This window comes from Flavobacterium fluvii, assembly GCF_900129545.1.
Classification (GTDB): Bacteria; Bacteroidota; Bacteroidia; order Flavobacteriales; family Flavobacteriaceae; genus Flavobacterium; species Flavobacterium fluvii.
Genome location: NZ_FQWB01000001.1, coordinates 189,084 through 213,582 on the forward strand (window position 1 = coordinate 189,084; position 24,499 = coordinate 213,582).

At 39.3% G+C, this 24,499-nt stretch carries 13 protein-coding genes; all 13 read right to left on the reverse strand.

The window, feature by feature from the left end; genetic code table 11:
• Nucleotides 1-15: 15 nt before the first annotated feature.
• The 13 genes from BUC16_RS00860 to BUC16_RS00925 all read right to left on the reverse strand — a co-directional run bounded on the left by BUC16_RS00860 (nt 16) and on the right by BUC16_RS00925 (nt 24,496).
• On the reverse strand, nt 16-678 hold the full coding sequence (locus BUC16_RS00860) for an aspartate/glutamate racemase family protein (RefSeq protein WP_073367228.1): 663 nt from the start codon (nt 676-678) through the stop codon (nt 16-18).
• Nucleotides 675-2,054 (reverse strand): four-carbon acid sugar kinase family protein, encoded by a 1,380-nt coding sequence (locus tag BUC16_RS00865; protein WP_073367230.1) that lies wholly within the window; start codon nt 2,052-2,054, stop codon nt 675-677. The genes BUC16_RS00860 and BUC16_RS00865 overlap by 4 nt, the downstream gene beginning before the upstream one ends.
• The gene (locus BUC16_RS00870; RefSeq protein ID WP_073367231.1) at nt 2,054-3,295 is read right to left on the reverse strand and encodes a ribulose-bisphosphate carboxylase large subunit family protein; all 1,242 of its coding nucleotides are present in this window, start codon (nt 3,293-3,295) and stop codon (nt 2,054-2,056) included. The genes BUC16_RS00865 and BUC16_RS00870 overlap by 1 nt, the downstream gene beginning before the upstream one ends.
• Nucleotides 3,296-3,326: 31 nt before the next feature.
• Nucleotides 3,327-5,744, reverse strand: coding sequence for a glycoside hydrolase family 2 TIM barrel-domain containing protein (locus tag BUC16_RS00875; RefSeq protein ID WP_073368611.1), 2,418 nt, complete (start codon nt 5,742-5,744; stop codon nt 3,327-3,329).
• A 118-nt stretch (nt 5,745-5,862) separates the two neighbouring features.
• Nucleotides 5,863-9,366: a malectin domain-containing carbohydrate-binding protein gene (locus tag BUC16_RS00880; RefSeq protein ID WP_073367233.1), complete on the reverse strand. Its 3,504-nt coding sequence runs from the start codon at nt 9,364-9,366 to the stop codon at nt 5,863-5,865.
• A 1-nt stretch (nt 9,367) separates the two neighbouring features.
• Nucleotides 9,368-12,100 carry an alpha-d-galacturonidase gene (locus BUC16_RS00885; RefSeq protein WP_073367235.1) on the reverse strand — a complete coding sequence of 911 codons (2,733 nt, stop codon included), beginning with the start codon at nt 12,098-12,100 and terminating at the stop codon, nt 9,368-9,370.
• 111 nt (nt 12,101-12,211) lie between these two features.
• Entirely contained in the window at nt 12,212-14,140 is a 1,929-nt protein-coding gene (locus tag BUC16_RS17845) for an exo-alpha-sialidase (protein WP_084546065.1), read from the reverse strand.
• A 138-nt stretch (nt 14,141-14,278) separates the two neighbouring features.
• Complete coding sequence (locus BUC16_RS00900; protein ID WP_073368613.1) at nt 14,279-17,029, reverse strand: glycoside hydrolase family 78 protein; 2,751 nt, start codon at nt 17,027-17,029, stop codon at nt 14,279-14,281.
• Nucleotides 17,030-17,051: 22 nt separating this feature from the next.
• Nucleotides 17,052-18,095 carry a hypothetical protein gene (locus tag BUC16_RS00905; RefSeq protein ID WP_073367236.1) on the reverse strand — a complete coding sequence of 348 codons (1,044 nt, stop codon included), beginning with the start codon at nt 18,093-18,095 and terminating at the stop codon, nt 17,052-17,054.
• A gap of 89 nt (nt 18,096-18,184) precedes the next feature.
• A complete protein-coding gene (locus BUC16_RS00910; RefSeq protein WP_073367238.1) occupies nt 18,185-19,753 on the reverse strand; it encodes an MGH1-like glycoside hydrolase domain-containing protein in 1,569 nt (522 codons plus the stop codon).
• A 147-nt stretch (nt 19,754-19,900) separates the two neighbouring features.
• Nucleotides 19,901-20,332: a DMP19 family protein gene (locus BUC16_RS00915; RefSeq protein ID WP_073367240.1), complete on the reverse strand. Its 432-nt coding sequence runs from the start codon at nt 20,330-20,332 to the stop codon at nt 19,901-19,903.
• Between the two features lie 64 nt (nt 20,333-20,396).
• Nucleotides 20,397-22,862 carry a glycoside hydrolase family 95 protein gene (locus BUC16_RS00920; RefSeq protein WP_073367241.1) on the reverse strand — a complete coding sequence of 822 codons (2,466 nt, stop codon included), beginning with the start codon at nt 22,860-22,862 and terminating at the stop codon, nt 20,397-20,399.
• A 206-nt stretch (nt 22,863-23,068) separates the two neighbouring features.
• Nucleotides 23,069-24,496, reverse strand: a complete 1,428-nt coding sequence (locus BUC16_RS00925; RefSeq protein ID WP_244534314.1) for an acetylxylan esterase — start codon at nt 24,494-24,496, stop codon at nt 23,069-23,071.
• Nucleotides 24,497-24,499: the final 3 nt, after the last annotated feature.

The window sequence follows — 24,499 nt, forward strand, 5'->3', positions numbered from 1 at the left end:
TAGCAGAAAATCAATTTAAAAATAAAGCTCCGCCAATTTTTTCATGGCAATGGCCGGACTTGCCAATATCGGCACTAGTTTTTCTTCGGCACTCAAACCATCGACAACTCTTGCCATTGAGGCTTGCGCCAAAACGATCACATCAACTTCTTTCATTAATTCTTTCAAGGCTTTGGCTACCATTTCGTCGTGTTTGGCTGCGTCTCCACTCATCAAGGCTTCAAAAGCGCCTTCGCATAATTTGGAAGTAATAGTTGCATTTTTGCCTGCCAGTTCGGCTCTTCTTCTGACCAAATCACTGGTTGGTTCCAAAGTCGTGGGCAAAGTGGCAATAACACCAATTTTGTTGCTGATTTGCACCGCTTCATCCGCCATCGCCTGATCTACGCGAATTACCGGAACTGTTGCCAATGTTGCGGCCGTTTCAATTGCAACGCCAATGGACGAACAGGTTACCAGGATTACATCGGCACCCGCAGCTTCTGCAGCCTGAACGTGACTCACAACTCTCGCAGCCGTATTTGGCATTAATTTTCCTTTTTTAATCACGTCTTTTATCAAGCTGTCATCAACTATATTGAAGGTTTCCACTCCACTTAAAAACTCATTGCTTAATTGCTGAAACAACGGAACCAATGTTGCCGATGTATGTACGAAACCTAAAACTTTTGCGCTCATAATTTTTCTCCTTTTAATACTTTTATAAAATAATCGGCGGTGCCTACTTGGCCACCTTTAAAATTCATTTCTATTCCATTTACCCATTCATTATCCGAAACTGCCTTGCAAAGCGGCGCTCCCGGAGCCAATGGCGCAATCATTTTCAATGCCAGAATATCCAATTCGGATGCAGCATAACTTGACGTATCGCCACCTGCAAAAAGGATTCTTTTAAGTGGAACAGCTTTTAGCACTTCTTTGGCAATTTGTCCCAAAACACTGCCATAAATCGAACTACATTGTTTCTGAATCTCATTTGTCGTAAAACCTTTTGCCATAAAATAAGCTTCAGTTTCGGCAATACGAGGATCATTTGAACCTGTACTCGTGTGCAGAATCGTGCTTTTACCATTACTGAAATTTTCAATAATTTGGGCAACGGTTTTATTAATAATTGCCTCCTGATTTTGAATATCGACAGCCTTGCTTTCTAACGAAATTTCCAGAAATCCATTTTTTAGGGCATATTCAATTTGGCTGGATGTCACAGGAGAACAGCTTCCCGATAAAACGAGTATGGGCGAAACTTCTCCAGCCGATTCAAATGCTGTTTCATTTCCAATGACTTTTTTGTCCTTCCAATCCAACCCCAAAGCCATTTCAATTCCGGATGAACCTACTGAAAACAATGTTTTTTCGGTTGCCAATTGGTTAAAAATACTCCCGATGGTTTTGAGATGATCCAAATTGAAACCGTCGAAAAACAGAATTTCGGCTTTGTTATCGGCAACTGCTTCGAGAACTGCTGATGAGCCTTTTTCAATGGTCGTTAAATTGACAAGACTTATGGGTTTCTCCGTTTGTTTTGCCAAATGTATCGTCAAATCACCTTCCAATGCAGGCGTAACAGGATGTTTACTCATCGATGGATGTCGGTCAATACGGTAAATTTCGCCGTTTCCGATAGTCCCCATTCGGGCAAACAGATTTCCGAAAACGCAAAACCGTCCCAAATGCGGTGCTGATGGGGAAACCAATACTGTTTTTTGATTGAAAACCTCGCTTCCAATTTCGATTGCTTTTCCGATGTTTCCAACGTGTGGCGCAGAATCGAAAGTGGAACAGACTTTATAATGAAAATGTGCTGGTTCAAAACTTTTCAGGTTTTCGAAAGCCGGAAAAAGTTCCACTTTCATTTCTGAAGGCGACATCGATCGGCTTTTTCCAGCCAGACCAATTGCCTGAATTCCCGGAAAACGATCTAAATCTTTTTGCCCCGGTTTTCGAAGAAAGAGAACGGTTTTCACTCCAGCCAATGTCAGGAATTCAAGGGCATCCGTAGAACCCGTGAAATCGTCGCCATAATAGGCTAAGAGCAATTTATCGCTCTTCATTATTTCGAAAATTTCTTTACCGATGCTGCAAATTCTGGATATTTCAAGGCCGTTTCTTCCACAGACAAACCGTCAACGGCTCCTGTCCAAGCTTGCTGTAACGCATTTACTCCGGCTTTTGGTCCCATTGGATGCGCCAAAATTCCGCCACCTGCCATATACAATAAATCGGTGGTTTGGGTTCTTCGATACGTTTCTACGGCCTGTCCGCCCCATTGCCCCGAAGACACTACAGGTAAGATTTCGTTTCCTCCCAAAAAGGGTTTCAAACAGGATTTTATCGACGTCACCACCGAATCGTCCGATTCCCAAAATTTATTCTGGATTCCGTTTACGTGCAGTTGATCGACTCCTGCCAGACGTTGTATTTTTTGATAAGCAGGAAATTCAATTCCCAACAACGGATGTCGATTCAGCATTCCCCAACCGTTTCTGTGGCCGTGAATTACGAGTTCGCCCTGATCACAAATTTTCTTTGTCCCCGAAAGCCCGACACTGTTGATGCTGATCATCGCACAGCTTCCTTCTTCTTTTACAATCAAATCGTATTTTCGTTGCATTTCGTCAATTTCATCGCTGATATTGAAGGCATACATCACTTTTTTACCTGTTTTTTGTTCGTTGTCACGAATGACTTTCATAATCGCTTTTACACGGTCATCAAAAAAAGAATTCGCAGCCGATCCCATCAATTCGTCGTCTTTGATAAAATCGATTCCGGCATCGATCAATGATTTTACCAAAGTGGCTGTTTCCTCCACACTCATCCCAATACTTGGTTTTATAATGGTTCCAATCATTGGTCTGTCGGTTACGCCACAGGATAATTTGGAGCCTTTGATTCCGAATTTCGGTCCTTTGAAATGATTTTGAAAAGAATCCGACACTTCAAAATCCATTAGTTTTAAACCGGTAAATTGTGTGATTTCGTATAAATTCCCTTGTAAAGTGCTAATCAAAACCGGCAGATTATAACCAAAGTTCTCTACCGACCAGCTTACTTTTACTCTTGCTTTCTGGTATTTTTTTCCGGGAATACTTCCTCCGGGAATGGATGGTTCGTCTGCCAAATCCAATAATTGAATATCTTCCACTCTGGCTGCAAAACGTTTTTTCAATTCTTCGGTTTCACCCGGAACAGAAACAAATGTCCCCGATGATTGCTCACCCGCCAAAACCGCCGCAGCCTGTTCTACTTCATAAGGCGTTTCGATAAGATATTCTGCAAAAACTCTTTCCATTATTCTGATTTAAAATTATTCTTTCATTATTTTATTCCACTTTCACGTCAATCGTTGACGGTGCAACTCCATTGGCTGCAGAAGCCTTTAACTGAATCTTTTCCTTCTTCCCATTCGACTGAATAATCGCAATGCATTTACCATTAAACAACTTACAGGAATTAGATTTAAATGAATCTAAATTCGCCTGATAACCGTTGTCAACGCCAACCAATTTCCCTCCGCCCGTGACTTCAAAATGGATTAGGTCATTGGCGTTTGGAACTAAATTTCCGTCTTTATCTACTATAGAAACGGTCACGTAAACCAAATCATAAGTGTCATTTTTAAGGGTTGATTTATCTACTTTTAAATCTATTTTGGAAGCTGCTCCGGCCGTATGGATTTCTTTTTCTAAAACCACTTTTCCGTCTTTTCTGGATATGGCTTTCAGCGTTCCCGGTTCGAATTTTACACGCCAAAAAATATGCAGATCATCATTTTGTTTTGCTTTTTTACCCAATGATTTTCCGTTCAGGAACAACTCCACTTCATCGGCATTGTTGTAATACGCCCAAACATCGACTTCCTGCCCTGCGGTCCAGTTCCAATGCGGAAAAATGTGCAAAACGGGTTTCTTCGTCCATTCGCTTTGGTACATATAATAGACATCTTTTGGAAGTCCCGCCAAATCGATGATTCCGAAATACGAACTGCGCGCCGGAAATGGGTATGGATCGGGTTCACCGATATAATCAAAACCAGTCCACACAAAAGTACCAGCAATGAAATCGGAATTTTTTATCGCTTTCCAGCTTTCTTCGTGCGTCGAACCCCAAAATGATTTTACATTATCGTAAGCCGAAACCGTAAAATCTGCATTGCCATCAAAGGTGGCTCCATATTTAACGGGCCACGCTTTAACCACGTCCGAAGGCTGGTCATAATGTCCGCGGGTTTCGAGAGCAGAAACAGTCTCGGAAGCAATTATTTTTTGTCCCTTGAAACGCGTTGGAAATTCTTTGTAATCTTCGTGTTTGTAATTGAATCCCAATAAATCCAAAGCTCCTGATTGATAAATAAAATTCTTCTCTGGAATATTTTCGGTCAAGGCACTTGTTATTGTACGAGTGGTATCCAGATTTTTTACGATTTGCGCCAATTCTTTGGTAATCGCAATTCCGGTACTGTCGAATTGTTCTCTTATTTCGTTCCCAATGCTCCACATCATCACCGAAGGATAATTGCGATCTCTCAAAATTAAATCTTCTAAATCTCTTTTGTACCACGCATCCCATTCTTTGTGAGAATCATTCTTTACTTTTGGTTTTTTCCAAACATCAAATGCTTCGTCTTGAACAATGAAACCCATTTCATCACACAATTGCATCATCTCCAACGAATGCGGATTATGAGACATACGAATGGCGTTGCAACCCATTTCTTTCAACAATGTCAATTTTCTGCGAACGGCGTGAATGTTTTCTACAGCTCCCAGAGCTCCGTTGTCGTGATGCAGACAGACTCCGTATATTTTGGTAGGTTTTCCGTTTAAAGAGAATCCTTTTTCAGCATCAAAAGAGAAAAATCGAATTCCTAATGGTGTTTCATAAGTATCCACTAATTTTTTATTCTCGTAAATTTTGGTAAGCACTTTATACAAATACGGATTTTCGGTATCCCATAAATTTGGCTTTTTCACTTCCAAATTATGTATTTTTTTAGAATTGGAATTGGCACCGATTTTTTCTGTTGAAACTGCATTGGCTACTTCTTTATTTTTAGCGTCTACAATGGAGGTGACAAATTTGAATTCTTTTTCAGCATTTGCCTTGTTTTCTATAGTCACTTCAAAATGTACCGATGCATTTTCTTTGCTGATTTTGGGAGTGGTTACATAAGTTCCCCAATGTGCTACGTGCAATTTTTCGGCAGCCACCAAACGCACATTTCTGTAAATTCCCGAACCTGTGTACCATCTGGAATTGGGTTGAGCATCGTTATCGACTTTTACGGCAATAACATTTTCTTGTTTCCCGAAATGCAGGTAAGGAGTCATTTCATAAGCAAAGGAAATGTATCCACTAGGACGCATTCCCAGCGAATGACCGTTGATGAATACTTCGCTGTTCTTGAAAACACCGTCAAATTCTATCGAAATCGATTTGCCTGCCCAATCTTTTGGCAAGACAAATGTTTTGCGATACCAGCCTTTTCCTGCTGGCAAAAATCCTTGCTTAGTTCCTGTTGGAAAATCTTTATTGAATGCGCCTTCAATACTCCAATCGTGGGGCAATTGCAAATTTTTCCAATCCGCAGTGCTGAAATCAGCATTGATTGCCTGTGGGTGATCACCTAATTTGAAGTTCCAGTTTTTGTTAAAATCTTCTACAATTCTGGCTTTTTTGGCTTGCGCGAAACTTGCTATTGAAAGCAATAACACCAATACAATTTCTATTCTTTTTACCATTGTAATTATTTTTTTTACCATATAAGTCATTTAAGTTTTAAAAGTTTTTGCACGCAGATTTAGCAGATTCTTTTTTACTATGACGTCTATCTTCTTTATTCTTTCTTCTATTCTCTTCCTACTGAAACTCAAAAGAATCCAAAAGCAATCCTTTCATATTGTCTGATTCTATCGTGATTTTATAGGTTCCTGCATTAATGTAACCGCCGGAAGTTGTGTTCAAAACTTTCCATTTTTCTGTTGCGGAAGGAAATTCAATCGTGTCGTTTCGCATCAGGATTCCGTAGGCATCTTCCATTTTAAATTTAACTTTTAACGGTGTCTCATTTCGGTTCATAAATCGGAAGCGCATCAAATAAATTCCGGCAACTCCGGGTTTTACTTCAAACTGAATACTGTTTTTTGTTTTCTCCTTAAATTCAATGTAATCCGCTTTTTTGAAATTGCCTTTTTCGATTCCGGTTCCAGTGATTTTGGCGGTTTCTGCTTCTAAAAGCACAACGGGTCTTGAATCGTCTTTTTCGCCCATATCATAAACAGGCACGACTACAATTGTCGAATTGTCTGCAAAAGCCACTTTTTCACCTTTGTTTACTTTTTTCTGAAAGACTATAAATTCAGTTCCAATACTATTTTTTACGGTTTCTTCCAATTTTTTATAACCTACCAAAATCGTTTCTTTCTTATCTGCCAAGACAAATATATTCGAATCTTCTTTTGAAATAAACGTACCTGATGCCATTGTTTCTTTAGATGAAAACTGAATATAATCGGCACCAAATAATTCGGATGGTAATTTTGTAAAACTAATATCCGAATCGGAATATTGTTTCGAATTAATATCCAGCCAGGAACCAATTTTAGTTTCTGAATTTCCTGCGACATTCTGAATGTTTCTTGGCGATGCAGAAGCTCCTTTTACCGTTCTATCTTTGGTTGCAATCGCAATAGCCGAAATAATTGCCTGACTCGCTTTTACATTCGGGAAAGAAATCGTGATTTTACCATTTTTGCTTTTTACTAAGAAGGTTTTCTTTAGCGCCGAATCGTGTCCAACTTCACTCCAGATATCCAAATCTTTCAGCACCACGTTGTCATTGATCGCTACGTCAAACAGACGCCAGCCTTTGCAATCGAGTCCGCCACCAGTTCCGTACCAGGGTTCTGTGAAATACATTTCTACCAAGTATTCTCCGTCAGGCGCTGGGAATTCGTAACGCAGTTTGTCGATTCCGTATCTGAAACTTTGGAACAATTTCCAGTCTTTTGTTCCTGAAACTGGATCGAAAGTACTTCTCTGGCTTGCATAAAAATCTGGTAATTGTTTGAAATTATCTGTCCACGACAAAGAACCCCAAGTATTATCTCCGCTTTTATGAACATCGGCCTGCCATAAATTCCCGAGAGAATCCGTGATTTCGCTACCGCCACTGTTGACTCTGTAAATATAATTATATCCTTTTTGAGGCTGTAGAAGCGTTTCTTTTTTAGTTTCTAATTTCGTAAAATTAGGTGCTTTTGGCAAATTGTTCAAAACGATATAATCTTTGGCAACGGCTTTTCCGTTTACATAACCTACGGCGTATAAAACATTGTATTGGATGTTGACATTGTTCCATTGAAAATGCTGACCTAATCCCGGATTTTTTAGTTTTCCGAGGGATATTTTATTGATATCATTGAACAATTCTACTTCTTCACAATTCGAATAGACATCGATTCCGTTTTTGATTCCCGGAGCATCCCAGCGATTTGGCCAGGTGTGCGAAACGATATACACCATCGGGTTGGTTTTGTTCGAAACATAATTGGCTCGGTACATATAATACGCATCTAAAGGTTCGCCCCAAATACTGAAAAGTCCTTTGTAATTTACCGGTCCAACTTTGTCTATATCTCTGAAACCTTCGCCATTTTGCGAACGTCCCGGATTTTCGTGTGAAGCAAAAAGCCAGTTGAATTGTCCTGCAATTTTATCTTTTACCGATTCGGCTTCGCGAACTTTTATTTCCATCAATTGCGAAAAACGGTTTTCGCTCAAAGTTCCTTTTTGGTCAAACTCGCCTTCGGTGTGCAAATCGTGTGAGCGCCAGGCACCGTATTCACCATTCAATAATTGCGTGCTCATTTCGACATCATAATTAAACGGATCGCCACCATAGGTTCCTGACCAGTTTTGTACGACATTCCAATCAGTTCCTTCTCCTCCATTGCAAGTGGTAACGATGCGCTGCGAAGCCGACATTGGATCCATTTCGCGGATGATTTTGGTGCATTCTTCGGCAAATTCCTTTGGAATCGTGCTTTCGTTTTGCAATCCCCACATCACTACCGACGGATTATTTCGGCGTTCCTTAATCCATTCTCTTAATAAGGTTTTGAAATTTTCTTTGAATTCGGGTGTGTCGTACCAAATATGTGCCGAAAACTGACTCCAAAAAAGGATTCCGTTTTGGTCTAATTCTTCCTGATATTTTAAATTATGAGGCTGGTGTGCTTCGCGAAAGGCGTTGAATCCTCCAGCTTTGATTTGTTCGATTCTGGAATGGATCTGTTCATCAGAAAATGAATGGCTGTTTCCAATTAAGTGTTCGTATTCGCAGGTTCCGTTGATGAACAATGGTTCGTCGTTGATGTAAAAACGGTTGTCTTTTCCGTCACGGCTCACCGGCCAGCTTACCCAACGGATTCCGTACGGTGTTTTTAATTCATCTATTTTTTTTCCGTTTTCAGAAATTGTAGTGACCAATTCATATAAATACGGATTTGCTGGTGACCACAATTTCGGGTTTGCAATTTCCGGAAGTGTTTGTGCTATTTGTTTTATTTCTCCAGACGTATTTTTGGTATCAGTTTTTACGCTAACAACTTTCTTTCCGTTTTTATCAAAAAGGGTGTTTTCGATAGTAAGGTTTCGGTTTGAAGTTCCGTAGTTTTTGATTTCTGTAGTAATGTTCAGAACTGCTTTTTCTTTGGAAGTGGTTTTGTCATTCCAGATATGAACGCCGAAAGGTTCTATTCGAACTTCATCGGTAACGACCAAAGTTACAGGTCTGAAAATACCCATTGGCTGTGAGCCTTCTGAGAATCCCCACTCTCCGGAACAGCCTCCGCAAACCCAAGGCAAGTCGGCAATGAAGGATGGATGTGATGCTTTTACTATTATATCATTTGCTTTTTCGAAAGAAACGGCATTGGTAATATCGACTGTAAAAGTGGTTCTTCCACCTTTGTGTTCCCCTACTTTTTTACCGTTTACCCAAACGGTCGCGTATGAACTTACGCCTTCAAAATAAAGAAAAAGTCTTTTAGAAGTATCTTGTTTGTCTAATTGTAATGTTTTGTGATACCAAGCGGTTCCGTGTAAATTACCGTGTTTGGTTCTACGAAAACCGTAATACTGATCCCAATTGTGGGGGACGTTTACTTTTTGCCATTGCACATCGACTTTTGGATTTTGCACAAAACTTTCTTCCTGCTCGGGAAGCTGGTTCAATATAATTGTTTCCCAAGAGTCATTCAGCGAGACTTCTTTACGAAACTTCGCAGACTTGTTATTGCTTTGCGACCAGGCAAAACAAGTTATCAATAAGAAATATAGTATGTAATTTAATTTCTTCATTTTAATAAAATAGCCAATCGATAGCCCCTTTTTCGCCTTCGTCTATATAACCGACATCACGGGTCGTAACGGTTTGGTTCGCATCAATAAATCCTAAAATCAATACTCTTCCTTTGCCTAAATCGAGTTTGTTTTCGCCTGGCTGAAAGGTGTAGGTGTGAATGTTTATCCTTGGTAATTCCTTCAAATTCATCGCACTTGCCAAAATCACTTCGGCCTGACCGTGAGCATTTCCAGACGCGTCTGTTTCTAAACTTGGCGGAAATAAAAATCTTTTCTGATCGGAATTGAAATAACCCACCACCAGTTTTACGGCTTTGGTATTTTTGAATTTCAGGTGCGTTCCATTTTCGTTTTGTGATGCTTCATCGAAAGCGATTCCTTTTAGATTTTGCAGTTCTGGAGCTATTTTTGTCAGTTCCGAAATTGGCGTTCCGTACACTTTAGTTCCGTTTTTGACTGCGTAAGTTCCTTTGCTTTCGCTTAATAAAGTTACCTCGGCTGTTTTCCACGGCTTACTTTCTTTGGTTACAACTTTACCATCTTTTGATGATTTCAGCAAATCTAAATTTCGCTTGAAATTAGCCAATTCTCTTTCGTAATGTGGTAATAATTCTGCCCAGGTTTTGTTGTTTCCATCGTCTCCGCCAATCGGAATTCGACGTTGTGCGGTCTGCATACTGTTGGCATATAAATAATGATCTTTAGTCAGATTGACCAATTTTTCATAATATTCGATGCTTTTTTCGAGATGTGGAAGCGCTTTATCCAAATCAGAAATATCATTGGAATAGCTGTATCGCAACACCAACAAGGCGGTTTTTACTTTCTCTGAAAAGAAATCAGCGAAAGCTTTATAGCAATGTACATCGTTTTTAAGACGCAGGAATTCTTCTTTGTCTTTGGTTACGCTGGCCTCGGCTTTATCGATGGCTTCAACGGCTAATCTTCCGTGTTCTGTGATTTCGGCGATGATCTGTGTTGGCAATTCACCAGAATGCGGTTGTTTGTTCCACTCTTTTTTGGCATATTCCAAAAGCAATTCTCCCGCCGGTCCGCACGATTCGTGAAATCCCGGATATACTCTCCATTTTGATGGATTGACCAACTGGCTTTCGAACATTCCCAACAATAAGGTTTGACGGTTTCCTTCGGTGATTCCGAAACGTCTTAATGTTTTTGGGGCTATTTCTCCAGTTTCTTCGTAGGCTTTTAAGATGTTATTGGCACCTTCGGTATCAGTTCCATATTTATTAGCCAAGTCTTTATCCCAATATTTGATTTCTTCGTTTCGGTCTCTTTTGCTGTCCCAGGCGTATCTTGCCCAGGCTTTGTACCAAATCCAGTCGCGATCCATTTCTAACAATCGTTTTCCATCAGCCAATTTATCTGCTGAATAAGGCCAGTCCCAATAGGATGCCTGCGGATATAAATGCAGTGCATTTGCTCCGTGAACACTGTGCATCGCTTTAACTGTTTTCTGGATAAAGTCAGGCGACCCGTAACGGAAAGGCTCCAAATTGGCGAGAATGTGAACGTTTTCGATGTGGATTGATTTTAAAGCGCTCAACTGTTTGTGTGTTTCTCCCCAAGGTCCGCCCGGCGTGTAAGTTGTCAGTGATTCTCCGGTGTATTTGCTTTCTGTGTAAAGGTTTTTATACAACGGAAGCGATTTTTCCATTACCAAAGGCCCATCAGTGTCGTGAGAACGCAAAATAATTGGCGGTTCGTCAGTTCTTCCCAATGCTTTCAGTCCGTCCTGAACGCCCGGAATAATGGTTTTGGTAAACCATTCTACGTCGTCATCGACTGTATTGATGGCTTCTCCAAGGCAAACCAACAATCCAACGTTTGGATATTTTTCGATGAAAGCACTAATTGATTTTCGGGTATAATCCGAAAGTAAAGGCGTAATGGGTCTGGAACGATCCTGCGTTTTGATGTCGTAATGCTCCGCAAATGGTTTGGAAACGATAATATTATAGAACATTTGAATCACCCAGATTCCTCTTTTGTTGGCTTCTACAGTCAGGTATTTATAGATTTCTTCGTTCTTTTTGAAATCTTCGTCGCTTACTTCCACAGCAAAAGGATAATCTTTCAATTTTACCAATGAAGCAAAAGGATGCCCGTTCCATAAATACAGAGAATTCATTCGGTTTTCGACCATCATATCCAGGTACTTTGTCCACAGTTTTTTGTCGTAAAACCAAGGGAAAGTTTCAGGTGTGTACGGATATTCGTAAACGTCCCTTCCTGGAAGATAAACCGGTTTTTGCATTCCGATACAGGCTCCTCTCAAAACCATTTCAGGGCTGTCTTCGATATTGATTTCTGAGGGAATTTCGCCAGCAGATTTAATGCGGTCAATCAGTTCCATTGTGCCATACAAAGCTCCCGTTGCATCGGTTCCTTCAATGTAAATGATGTTTTTTTGCGTACAAATTTGAAAACCTTCCTTTTTGGTTAATTGGCTGTCGTCGATTTTAGCGTTTTTTGAATTTTGTTTCCAAAAGTCGGTTCCTTTCTCGCCAATAACGATTACTTTGTCTTTTGATTTTTTGGGAGTTTTGTCCGTAAAAACTACCTTGAATCCTTTGGTGGTTGCTATTTCTGATAATTTTTCAGCTCCGAAGGTTGCTCTAGGAGCATTGGCATCACGAACAATGGTGATGTTTTGCGCTGTTGCAAAAGTCGCATATAATCCTAAAAAAAGTAAACTTAAATATTTCATTGTATTGTGATTTTATTTTGCCACAAAGACGCAAAGGCACAAAGTTTTTAAAAGTCAATAATAATTAATCATTTGAACCTAAATTTTCTTCGTGACTTCGTGGCATTTAATTTAATTCTTGAAAATGCTTTTTATATATTCCACATTGGCTCCATAATTCGCTTTCACGTCGTGAACTTGATTTACATCTCTGGAACGTTCGATAATCAACCAGCCACCCCATTGCATTTTGTCCAAGGTTTTTTTGATTTCCGGCAAATTCACTGCTTTGTTGTTTTGTAACCAAACACCATCGGTAGTCGAAGCGTGAATTTGAGCAATATTGTCTCTTCCCAATGTTTTTAACTCTTTTGAAATATCTCTTCCGTTATCCACGGCATTGGCAAAATTGAATGAAATTTTGATGTTTCTATTGCCAATTTCTTCCAATAATTTTTTGTCTCCTGCTGCATCCAATGACGTTTCTACAGCGATAACACCTCCTATTTTGTTGACTTGTTCGCCAGCCCATCTTAATCTTTCGATAACCTTGGGACGCAATTCAGGATGTTTGACTAAATCGCATTGTGTTCCTAATGGCAAATAAGCAATTTGAACATTCGTGTTTTTCATCGTTTCAATACAATCGTTTACCATCTTTTCAACAGTTTCACGCTCTGCAAACGATTGGGCATAAAAACCAGACATTGCAATAGAACTAATTTCAACTCCAGTTTCTTTCGATTTGTCCAAAAACTTTTGTCTTTCTACGGGATCTCCTAATTTACTATCGAAAGTTTCTCTGTTGCCTAAACCTCCCATATCCAATTCGATTCCATCAGAATTAATGGTTTTGGCCAATTCGAAAGCACCTAACTTTTGTCTTTTTAAAATCATCCAATCACAAACTGCAACTTGGTATATTTTTTTTGTTGGGCCCGGCCAAACTCCATTCACTATAGGAAATGAAACTAATTTTGAAGGATCGATTTTTACATATTTAATGCGTTGTCTTCTCCAAGTATAAACACAATGCAACATCCCGTCAGAACCTTGAATTATGGCTGGATAAGAATACTGACCAATTCTTGAATCTTCTAATACCAATGAAGCATTCCAATTAACACCGTCTTTTGAAACGGCAATATTTAGTGGCGTTCTAACCCCTTTTGGATCATCTCCATAAGGCAAAACGTGGTTGTAAATCAATGCGTGTTCACCGTTTTTCATCGTTACCGCATCGGTTCCTGAATTGTTGTTTGGCAGATTCAAAAGTTCTAAAGCCGACCAAGTTTTCCCGTTATCCGTTGACCAAGTGCTGAATAATTTTCGGTTTCGTGTTCGCCCAATGGCTTGTAATTTTCCTTTTTTATGAAAAAGAATACTCGGTTGGATTGCACTAATAGCGTTAATTGTATCTTGTTTTTTACCGATAGTATCGCCCATAATCCAAGTTTTCCCAAAATCGGGAGTCGATTCCATACGCAAATGCCAACCTCCTTTTCCTTCGATGCTTGAAGGACTTAAAAGTGTTCCATTGCTTAACAAAACAGGTTTGTTTTTGATAGGACCCAAAAAGTCATTCGGCAATTTTTCGGGTTTCGACCAAGTTTCGCCTCCATCAGAAGAACGCAATAGCATTCCCCACCAAGTAGACGGACTTGGACCAATTTTATAAAAAAGCAACAAATCTCCTTTTGGAATTTGGTACAAAACAGGATTCCAAGTGGGTAATCTTGGTCCTTCTTTCATTATTCCATTGGCTACTTCAACTCCTTCTGTCCATTTTCCGTTTTTGCGTTTGCTCACCCAAATCCCAACATCGGGATCTCTTTCGTTTGTACCACCAAACCAAGAGGCTATTAAATCGCCATTGGTTGTTTCGGCAATGGTAGCCGCGTGACAAGATGGATAAGGAGCGGTTTCGAATATAAATTCTTCGGATACAATCCCCTCTTTCCAATTTTTGTCTTTTAAAGCCATTTTGTTTTCAATGGTCGATTTGCAACTTCCCAAAAATAAAAGTCCAAAAAGGGCAATCGTTATGTGTTTCAATTTCATTATTTATTATTTAAAATAGTATTACGTTTATTTTCAATATATTATATAAAAATCAGGATAAAAAAATATTAAGTGTAAAAATAACACTAAACAAATGATTTTGCAACCTGTACAGTCCTGAATTAGGAAAATGTGTTTTTATTTAACACTCAAAACATAAGAACCCGATTCTAAAGTCAGGACTATGTTATTATTTTCTGTTTTGTAAGAGGATGAAAATTGAGCTAGTTTTTGTTTGTTCACCGTTACTGATGAAGCATTCGCTGTTGGCAAATACACTACAGCCGATGAATTGGCCGGAATGGTAATTTTCCATTCTAAATTGTTTTTGCTTTTCTTCCAGTCGCTTTTAATCAGTCCGTAAATGGATTCGTAAGAAGCATTTACAAAAGTCAGTCCAGCATTAAAATCCGGTTTCATAATGATTTGTTTGAAACCCGGAGTTTCGGGATTGCTCTTGATTCCCGCCATATTTTCGTAGTACCAAATCAGTAAATCGCCCAAAAGCATTACGTGATTTTGCGAATTCATTGATGGATCTGCGGTATTTCCGTTCCATAATTCCCAAATGGTCGTGGCACCATTTTCGACCATATAACCCCAACTTGGATAGGTTTTGTTGGAAGCCAGTTTATAAGCCAAATCCCCTCTTCCGAAATTCGTCAGCGTTCGCATCAAAAATTGCGTTCCGATTACGCCTGTGCTAATGTGTCCTTGTTTGGTTACCTCGACTTCGTGAACCATGTTTTTAAACACTTTTTCAACCAAGTTTTCAGGAACCATCCCAAAAGCCAATGGCAACACATTTGCCGTAACGGTATTATTAGCGTAGTAATTTTTGTCAGTATTTAAAAATTTGGCATTGAATGCTTTTTTGATTCTTGTTGTTAAATCATCATAATGTGCAATATCAGCATCCGCTTTTGCGATTTTGGCAAACTTTTTCATAATGCCCAGAAGCTGATAATAAAACGCACTCGACAATAATTGTCCATCCGTTAAACGGGCAGGATCTTTGGAACGAATCAACTCTAATGATTCCGGCGGAACGCACCAGTCACCATATTTATCCTTATCCATTAAATCATCTTTCAGATAATTTTCTTCCATATACACCATCCATTTTTTCATATACGGATATTGCTTTTTGATCACTTCTTTGTCACCAAATTGTTGGTACAGCATATCGCCAACCGTGATATACGTTCCCGGCCAGGTTACGTTATCCCCGTAATAACGCCAAAATGCCGGAGCTACATCTGGCAATCCTCCATCCTGAGTTTGGGAATATTTAATATCATCCAGCCATTTGGCATATAAAGTCTGGTTGTCGAATAAAAAACTTTCGCCATAAGCACCCGTTGTTCGGTCTCCCAACCAAGGCTGACGCTCGTTTCGCTGTGGACAATCGATTGGCATTCCTTTGTAATTTCCGCTGATTCCCCACCAGGCATTTTTGAAAATCTGGTTCATCGTCGCATCCGAAGATTCAAAAGTTCCGGTGGTTTTGATATCATCATACACCACTTTTCCAACGAAATTCTCCAAAGTTGGTTTGGTCGGAAAACCAGAAATTTCTACAAATCTAAAACCGTGAAAAATGAATCGTGGTTCCCAAATTTCTTCGCCTTCGCCTTTCAAAGTATAAATATCAGTCGTTTTCGCATCACGCAAATTGGCAATGTACAATGAGCCATCGGCCTGTAAAGACTCGGCAAACTTCATTGTGATTTGGTCACCGCTTTTGCCTTTTACTTTCAGTTGCAACCAACCCACCATATTCTGACCCATATCGAGAATGTAAGTCCCTTTTGCAGTCGCTTTAATCGAAACAGGTTTTACCTCGCCCATTATTTTCATATTCGGCGACATCTGCGCTTCGTAAAACCCACCCGGTTCCTGAACGTATCTGGCGTTAATCCAGCTTTTATCGTCGAAATTGGTCGTAGCCCATCCTTTCATTTCCTTGCGGGCATCGTATTCTTCGCCGTCGTATTCGTTATTAGATAGAATCGGTCCGTCGGTGGTTAATCTCCAAGTATCATCTGTTCTAATTACCTCTTTGCTTCCATCAGTATATTCGACAAACAACTGCAAAGCCATTTTTGGAAAACCAAATGATTTAATTTTATACGGTTTGTAATCCTGACGCATTGCAAAAAAACGTCCGTTTCCTAAAATCGTTCCCAACATATTTTTGCCTTCTTTCAATTGCGAAGTCACATCAAAAACATTGTATTTTACGTTTTTGGTATAATCCGTCGGAACGGGTGCCAAAACCTGATCGCCAATTTTATTTCCGTTAATGTACAGTTCATACAAGCCCATTCCCATAATGTAAACCTTGGCAGATTTCACTTGTTTTTTCAGGTTGATTTCTTTTCGCAAATAACGGGCTGACAATCTGGAATATTGAGAAACGCTGTCATCTTTCGACAATTTTTCATATCCAATCCAGCGTGTGGATTTCCAGTCGGCATAGGTCAAAATCCCGATGCTGAAATGAGCGTTTTCCGCCGATTTGATTTCGCCTTTATTCGTAAAAACAGTTACTTTCCAAAACGCATTTTGTCGGTCTCCCAGCTTTTTTCCGTTGTAAATTATATTGACAGATTCATTACTTGTGATTTTTCCGCTATCCCACAAATCGGCTTTGTCCGCATTTAGATTTTCTAAAGTCGAAGCCACCAATATTTGATACGCCGTTTGTTTCACATCGTTTACATCCGACTTTATTTGCCAGCTCAAACGAGGCTGAACGACATCAATTCCTTCCGGATTGTTTAGCATTTCGCATTGCAGATTTATTACGCTGATTTTGTTTTGGGCTTGCGCCGAAAATGTAAAAAGTGTAATGATTAATGTAAGATGTAAAAAAAACTTTTTCATAAGTTCTATGTCTTTAAACTTTTTATTTATTCTTTGCTTCATATTCGTTTTCCGCTTCTATCAAAGGTCTATGCCATTCCCAAAATTCATCAAATGTTTTTAATTCTGAATTTACGGGATTACTTGCACTAAATGCTTCATCCGGTGACATTGGTAAAATATGTTGAAAATAACTTTCACTTGTTCTTCTTGGATTATCAGCAAGTGAACTTTCAAAAAAGTTAGTTGAATAATCATAGTGATGAGAATGAATAAAATTATCCCAACTTTCTCTAACTATTTCTTCATCACGAATATCAATTATTTCAAATTGCTCCATATTCCTTTTTTCACCAGTACCCCAAGCTTCGTTTAATAATTTGACAGCTTCAAGATCAGATTTAGGCGCACCATAACCGAAAATTGTTACAAGTTTAGTTGAATCAGAATTTAACCAATATTTTAATCTATCCCATTCAGTATTTATAAATTCATCATCTGTGTAATTTTTTTGCTCTATCGGATATAATAATTTTGTAGGTTCAAAATATCCCCCGTCTTTGCGCATATACATTCCTGCTGGTCCACATCTTTTATCTTCTTCACTGTATCCAATTGCAACATTTCCGTGAAGAAATGAAAGTCTAGGCAAGTCATTAGTAAATTCTTTATTCCTTATCCAAGCCTGATAAAGAAAAGGATCCCAATTAAAAGTTGCTATTAAATCTTTTCCTCGAAGAGAAAGAACTAGATAGTCATAAATTGTTGGTTCATTAGGTAATTTCATATCCCCAAAATAATCAGATATTCTAAATTCGATTTCTTTAATTAAATCAGAATTGGGATTATCTTTATGAAGATTACTATATAATGTTTCAAAATTTTTAGCGATTAAATTTTCAGGTAAATCTTTAATTAAATCTCCAAGTCCAACAACATCAATAAAATTGTCCATTGAAGGTAATTTTTTACCATACAATTCACCATTTCTGTAAGTTGAAGCAATACTAGCGCCAGCCCCAAGAATAACGACGTGACCACCACCTCCCATTACAGTCTTAATTCTATCTTCTTTTGTTTTTGGCATTGGTCTTAATTTTATAAATATTAATAAAACGATACGATTTGATTCGATGATATCCGTTTTTGATTCGATAAGAATTACTTAAAAATTGGTTACTCCGCCACTAATTTCTCCAATTTTTCTGAAACCCCAATCTCTTTTCCATTTTTAAAAATCCTAAACCCTTTTCCTTTACCGTATTTCTCTCCAGTTTTATCCCAAAGAATTGTAATTATATTCCCGTGATACAACAAATTATCCAGACAAAACCAATCCCATTTTTCCTGTGGAATCAATGGATTTACCTCAATTTTTTCATCCGCTCTCGGACGTAAACCAACCAATCCCGTAATCATCAAATCGTTAAAAGTCGAATGATTGTAATAACGGCTTCTTTCTTTGTCGCCCATCAGCCAATAACCGGTTGTTTCGTCCAGATATTCTCCAATGTATGGCTTTCCACGGTAATATTGCGACTGCACATACAAATCCATTTGCTTGAAGTAATCGGTTTTGGCAACGAAACTCTGATTGTAATTATTCAGAACATTCGCTAAAGCAGTCAACGTCTGTGAACTCGCGAAAGGCCAAATCGCTCCGTCCCATTCGCAGGTTCCGGTTCCGTGAGTTCTAAAACGCGGACTTCTGCGCTCTGCTGTTGTCAAACCAAAAGGTGCCGAAAACCCTTTTTCATCCTTAATCTGTTCCCAGGCTTTTTCAAAACCTTTGTCTTTTTGTGGCAGATTAAAATACCACGGAATAAATCCAATCGCTTCTCTCACCTGCGCCAGAGTATCTTTTTCTGTAAACGTTTCAAAAAATTCACTTTTCGAATTCCATAATTTCGTTTCCACTAATTGTTGTAAAACATCCGCTTTAGCTTTAAATTTAGCCTCCGCTTCCTTGTCGCCTTTCATCGATGCCATTTTCGAAATCGCTACGGCATTTCCAAACATATAACTGTTAATCGTCGGTCTTGCATTTTGTACTTTTCGCCCGCCACTCAACGATTCTTCCATTCCGTCTTTTACATCGTGTTGCCAAAACAAACCATCTTTTCGCTGACGGTCTTTTTCCCAAACGGCGTAATCCGTAACCATATCCGGGTACATATCCAATAAGAATTTTTCATCCTTATTCACCAAATACCGATTGTACAACGCATCAGCCGTCCAACTACTGAATTTATACAATTTGTTCATCGGTTTTCCTTCATTGCCACGGTACCAAATTTTCACATCCTGTTCAATGTACTGCGGATCGTGCACCCAGCGAAATTCATTGATGTGATGTCCCACCGCACAAGCAATCAAATTGTATTTATCGGCATACGAACGATCTACTAAAAACTCTGTAATTCCGAAACCAAGTGGCGTTTTCTTGATGTGTTTTCGTGCCGTCCACCAACGGTAATAATAAATTTCCTCAAAATTCTGCTGTGGACATTCAAACAACGGAACATTCTTTTCCATCCACGCCCAAGCACTGTCATTCGGAATCGCAAATTTCAGATTCTCGTCTTCCATCGTGTTGAAATAATCCACATAATGCTTAAAATTATCGGCTTTCAAAACCACAGAAGTTCCTTTTTTAGAATGCCCCGCTCCCGATTTACAACCGCTGTTTAAAGCCGAAATCAGAATAACAAAAGCAATTATTTTGTATTTAAATTGGTGTAACATATTCAATTTTATTTTAATTATTTGGGCGTGACCCTTCGTGAAAAACTTCGGGTCGTGCTGTACGTTCCCGCTTCCCGATGAAAAATCGGGAGAGCTCCACTGCCATCACTCACGCGGATAGACGTTCTCGGTTTCTCACTGCTTTATTTACTCTATTATTTCGTCAAGATGCGCTTTAACATAGTTAATCCTTAATTCACCATAATGATCCAATTCATAAAATTTGTCATCGAGAGGATCAAAATAAGGATTTCGGTCACTTGTATAAAGCTCTTTGTCTCTTAAATAAATTTCTTTTGATTTAATTGCAAGTTCAAGAAATTTGGTTGCCCCAAATTCACGTAATCCATCTATTGCGTCGTCAATATATTCGTCTTCGTTATTTAAGTAAAATTGGTCAAAACCTCCATTGAAAACTTCATTATCAAGAATATTTGTTGATACAACTTGTCTCTGGATTTGACTAAGAGGCTTTCCATCAAATTTGACTGTTAACAAATAATCAGCTACTTCAAAATCAAAATCGTCATCAGATAGAATTTTAAGTTTTTCCTTCAGTTTTAATAAATCAATGTTCATATGTTTTCATTTGTCATTACAGTTAATTTCAAAATAAACAATTCGTGGAATTCGTGTCCTTTTTTTAATTCGCCGAAAAACTATAAGTCTGCCCAGCTTTCATCTCCACATCATATTCATTATACTTCGGCAATTTTACTTTAGGCAATTTAGCTTCTTTAGAAATAATCGGTTTCTTTACTTCAACATCATAAAACAACGGATTCGGGTTTTTCCCTTTTGCTTTTTTAAGCACAATTCCTTTATCAGCTTTTAAGGTGTTTTCCAATTTCAATCGGCAGTTTCCTCCTAATTTTGAGTACACTTTCAAAGTCGAAACTTTATTGTTTTTCCAGGTCATATCAATTACAAATCCGCCTCTTGTTACCAAACCTTTGATGCTTCCGTCTTTCCAGACCGTTGGCAACGCAGGCAATAAATGAATCGCATCTTCCTGACTCTGCATCAGCATTTCGGCGATTCCTGCCGTGCATCCAAAATTACCGTCAATCTGAAACGGTTGGTGGGCATCAAGCATATTTGGGTAGGTTCCGCCACCTTTTTTTTGATCAGCCGTAACCAAATGCAATTGATCCTGAATCAGTTTGTAGGCGTGATTTCCGTCTAACAATCTTGCCCATAAATTCACTTTCCACCCCATTGACCAGCCTGTCGATTCATCTGTTCTGTAAATTAAGGATTGTTTGGCCCCTTCAAATAATTCTGGTGTTTTGATTGGCGAAATCTGATTACTCGGAAACAAGCCGTACAAATGGGAAACGTGTCGGTGATTGTCTTTTGGATTATCCCAATCGTCCTGCCATTCCTGTAACTGACTGTGTTTTCCGATTTTCATCGGAGGCATTTTAGCCAAAGCGTCACTTAATTTTTTAGTATAATTTTCATCCGGAGCAACCAATTTCGAAGCTTTAATCACATTCGAAAACAAATCAAAAACCAACTGATTGTCCATAGTAGTTCCCGAAGCAATAGTCGATTTTCCGGTTCCGCCAGCGTGTGTGTTTTCAGGAGAACTCGATGGCACCACTACCAAATAACCTGTATTTGGATCGGTAATCATAAAATCCAAAAAGAAATCAGCAGATCCTTTAATAATCGGATAAATTTCTTTTAAATAATTGATATCACCTGTGTACAAATAGCGTTCCCATAAATCCTGCGAAACCCAGGCACCACCCGTTGGCCACATTCCTGACGCGGCCGAATCAACCGGAGCGGTTACGCGCCAGATATCCGTGTTGTGATGTAAAACCCAGCCGTTGGCATTGTACATCGTTTTTGCCGTTACTGCTCCCGTGACGCTTAATTCTTTTGCCATTTGGATAAAAGGCTCGTGCATTTCGGAAAGATTGGTTACTTCTGCAGGCCAATAATTCATCTCGGCGTTGATGTTGGTTGTGTATTTTGAATCCCAGGGCGGAGTTACCATATCGTTCCAGATTCCCTGTAAATTCGCAGGCTGACCGCCCGGCTGTGAACTCGAAATCAACAAATAACGTCCAAATTGGAAATACAAACTTGCCAATTGCGGATCGAATTGATTTTTGAAATCACGGATTCTTTCGTTTGTTGGTTTTTTGATGGCATCGTTTGAACCTAAATCCAAAGCCACTCTATTGAAGAATTTTTGGTAATAAGCAACGTGTGCTTTTTTGATTGCATCAAAACTTTTCGGTAAAGCTTTTTCTAAATACGATTTGCTCTTTGCTACTTCGTCTTCGGTAATGTCCTGATAGTTTTTGAAATTGGTCGCAATCGAAATATAAAGCGTTACCTCATCGGCTTTGTTGATGATTAGGATTCCGTTGCTTGCCGAAACTTCACCGCCTTTATTTTTAGCTTCGATTCGTCCCTGAAATTTCACCTTTCCTTTTACGTTTTCGAAATTAGTTCCAACTCCCGAAAGGATTATTTGATTCCCTTCCGTTGATGGAACGGTTTTGTCAATCGGGCTGTTCATAAAAACATTCGCTGTAATCTGTCCCGGCTGACTTGCCGACAATTTTACCACAATCACCTGATCTGAAAACGAAGTCAATATTTCTCTGGTAAATTCTACTCCGTTTACCGTGTATTTTACTTTTGCCGTAGCGTTTTCGATATCCAAATCACGGTAATAATTGGTATATTTTTGATGTCCGGGAAACGAAATATAAGCACTTCCGAAAGTCTGGTACGGCATTCCGTCGTTGGTTTGCGACATAATATCCTGTGTCGCCAAAGCCTGTGCTTCATCGAATTTCCCCTCAAAAACTAATTGTCTTACTTTTGGCAAAGCCTCGATTGATTTGGTATGCGCGTTGCTGTTTGGCGAACCTGCCCAAATGGTTTCTTCGTTCAATTGCAAACGCTCCACTGCGGGATCTCCAAAAACCATCGCACCCAAACGGCCGTTACCCAATGGCAAAGCTTCGTTCCAGATGGTGGCAGGTTTGTCGTACCACAATTTTAGTTCGGTTTTGGTTTGCGCTGTTGAGGCGAAGGAAACAATTCCGAAACAGATCGCTGTTATTTTACTTTTTAACTTCATAGCTTGTAGTTGATGGTTAATAGCTGATTATTGTTGGTTAATCAATTATTAAGTTCATATTTTTTATTCTAAATTTTTAATCAAAAGACAAATGTTCTTGAGTACCAGAGTGCGTGAGGGATTACTTCACTTAACTTTTATTTTCATCGGAGTTCAGTGAACTTCGTTTGAAGCTGGCTACCGAAGTAGCGCGGATAGCCCGACTATTACTTCTTGACTTCATACACTTTCAGATTTTTTTCTCCAAACATTTCATATAATTTGTCAATATCTTTTAATGCGTTTTTCGGCAGATTTTCGGCTTTGTTGCCAAAAACATATAATTTATCGTAAGGCTCAATCACGCAGGTTGACTCGTCGATTTCGCCTTTTTCATTTTGTACTTTCTTTAAGTCCAGACCTAAATATTTCGCCATAAACGGGTACAACGCCATACGCTTTGAAACTCCAAAATCGTGACCTTCCTTAGCAAAATGGGCATTTTCTACCAGATTTTTTTTGCCGTAGAGTTCGTAAGTTCTTTGGATAAAAGGGAATTCCAATTCGGGAACGGCCAGTGTCCAGTCTTTTCCGTCTGAAACAATTAATTGTGGTTTTGGCGCCATCATTGCCGAGATTTCGGCATTGTTGGTTCCGTTTCCGCAAAGGTGGATTCCGCGACCGCTCTCGCAAGGGCAACCGCCCGAAAAATGCGAAGAAACCATCACCACGGGAGCCGAAACCGTGATTCGATCGTCTAAAGCGGACAGAAACATCGTGTGCGAGCCTCCGCCGGAACCGCCGGTAACACCAACTCTTGAAATATCCGCATTTTTTATGGTGGACAAATAATCCAATAAACGGATTCCGCTCAACACCTGAACGGTTGAGGCGATGCTGTTTCGGTGCGTTTCTTCGGGGAATTGCAATAGGGATTCGCCCCAGGCAAATAAATCGTAACTCACAACAATGGCGCCCATTTTCGCCATTATGGCACAACGGTACTGCTCGTCTTTACGGTATCTTCCGTCGCCGAAATGTCCGTCGGGCGTTAAGATAATTGCCGATTTTTTGTTTAGCGGATAGGGTTTGTAAATAGATCCTGTTGTGTAAACGCCTGGCAGAATTTCTAAAGCGATGTTCTCGACGCTGTAATCTTTATAAATTCTTTTTTGCGTTAAGATTGGTTTTGATTTAGGCATTGGCGGTGCTTTGTCCAAACCAAATGACGTGATCATACAGGCTTTTATTTCTTTTTTTCGTTTTTCCCAATCGGAAACATTGGAATATAAAGTGGTTAAATAATCCAAACGCTCTTTCCCTTTATCGACTGAAACTTTATGGTTTTCATATTTTCGGATTTGGTATTTTCCGTCCGGCTGTTTGAAATATGTCAATTCGAAAGGAACCAAAACATTGGCCAGAGAAACTTCCAGATTGCCTTGTTCAATTCTCCAATCGGCGTAATCGAGTTCTTTTCCTTTCAGCAAACCTCTGTCGTCAATTATGGTGATTTTGAAAATGGTTTCGATATTTTTTATTGTTTCCGTAACCGGTTTTCTGAAATTCGTATCCGATGTGCATTGCCCGTTTGCAAGCGTCAATCCAAAGATTGAAACCAGTAAGGCAAAAAATATGTTTTTAATTGTAGTCATTTT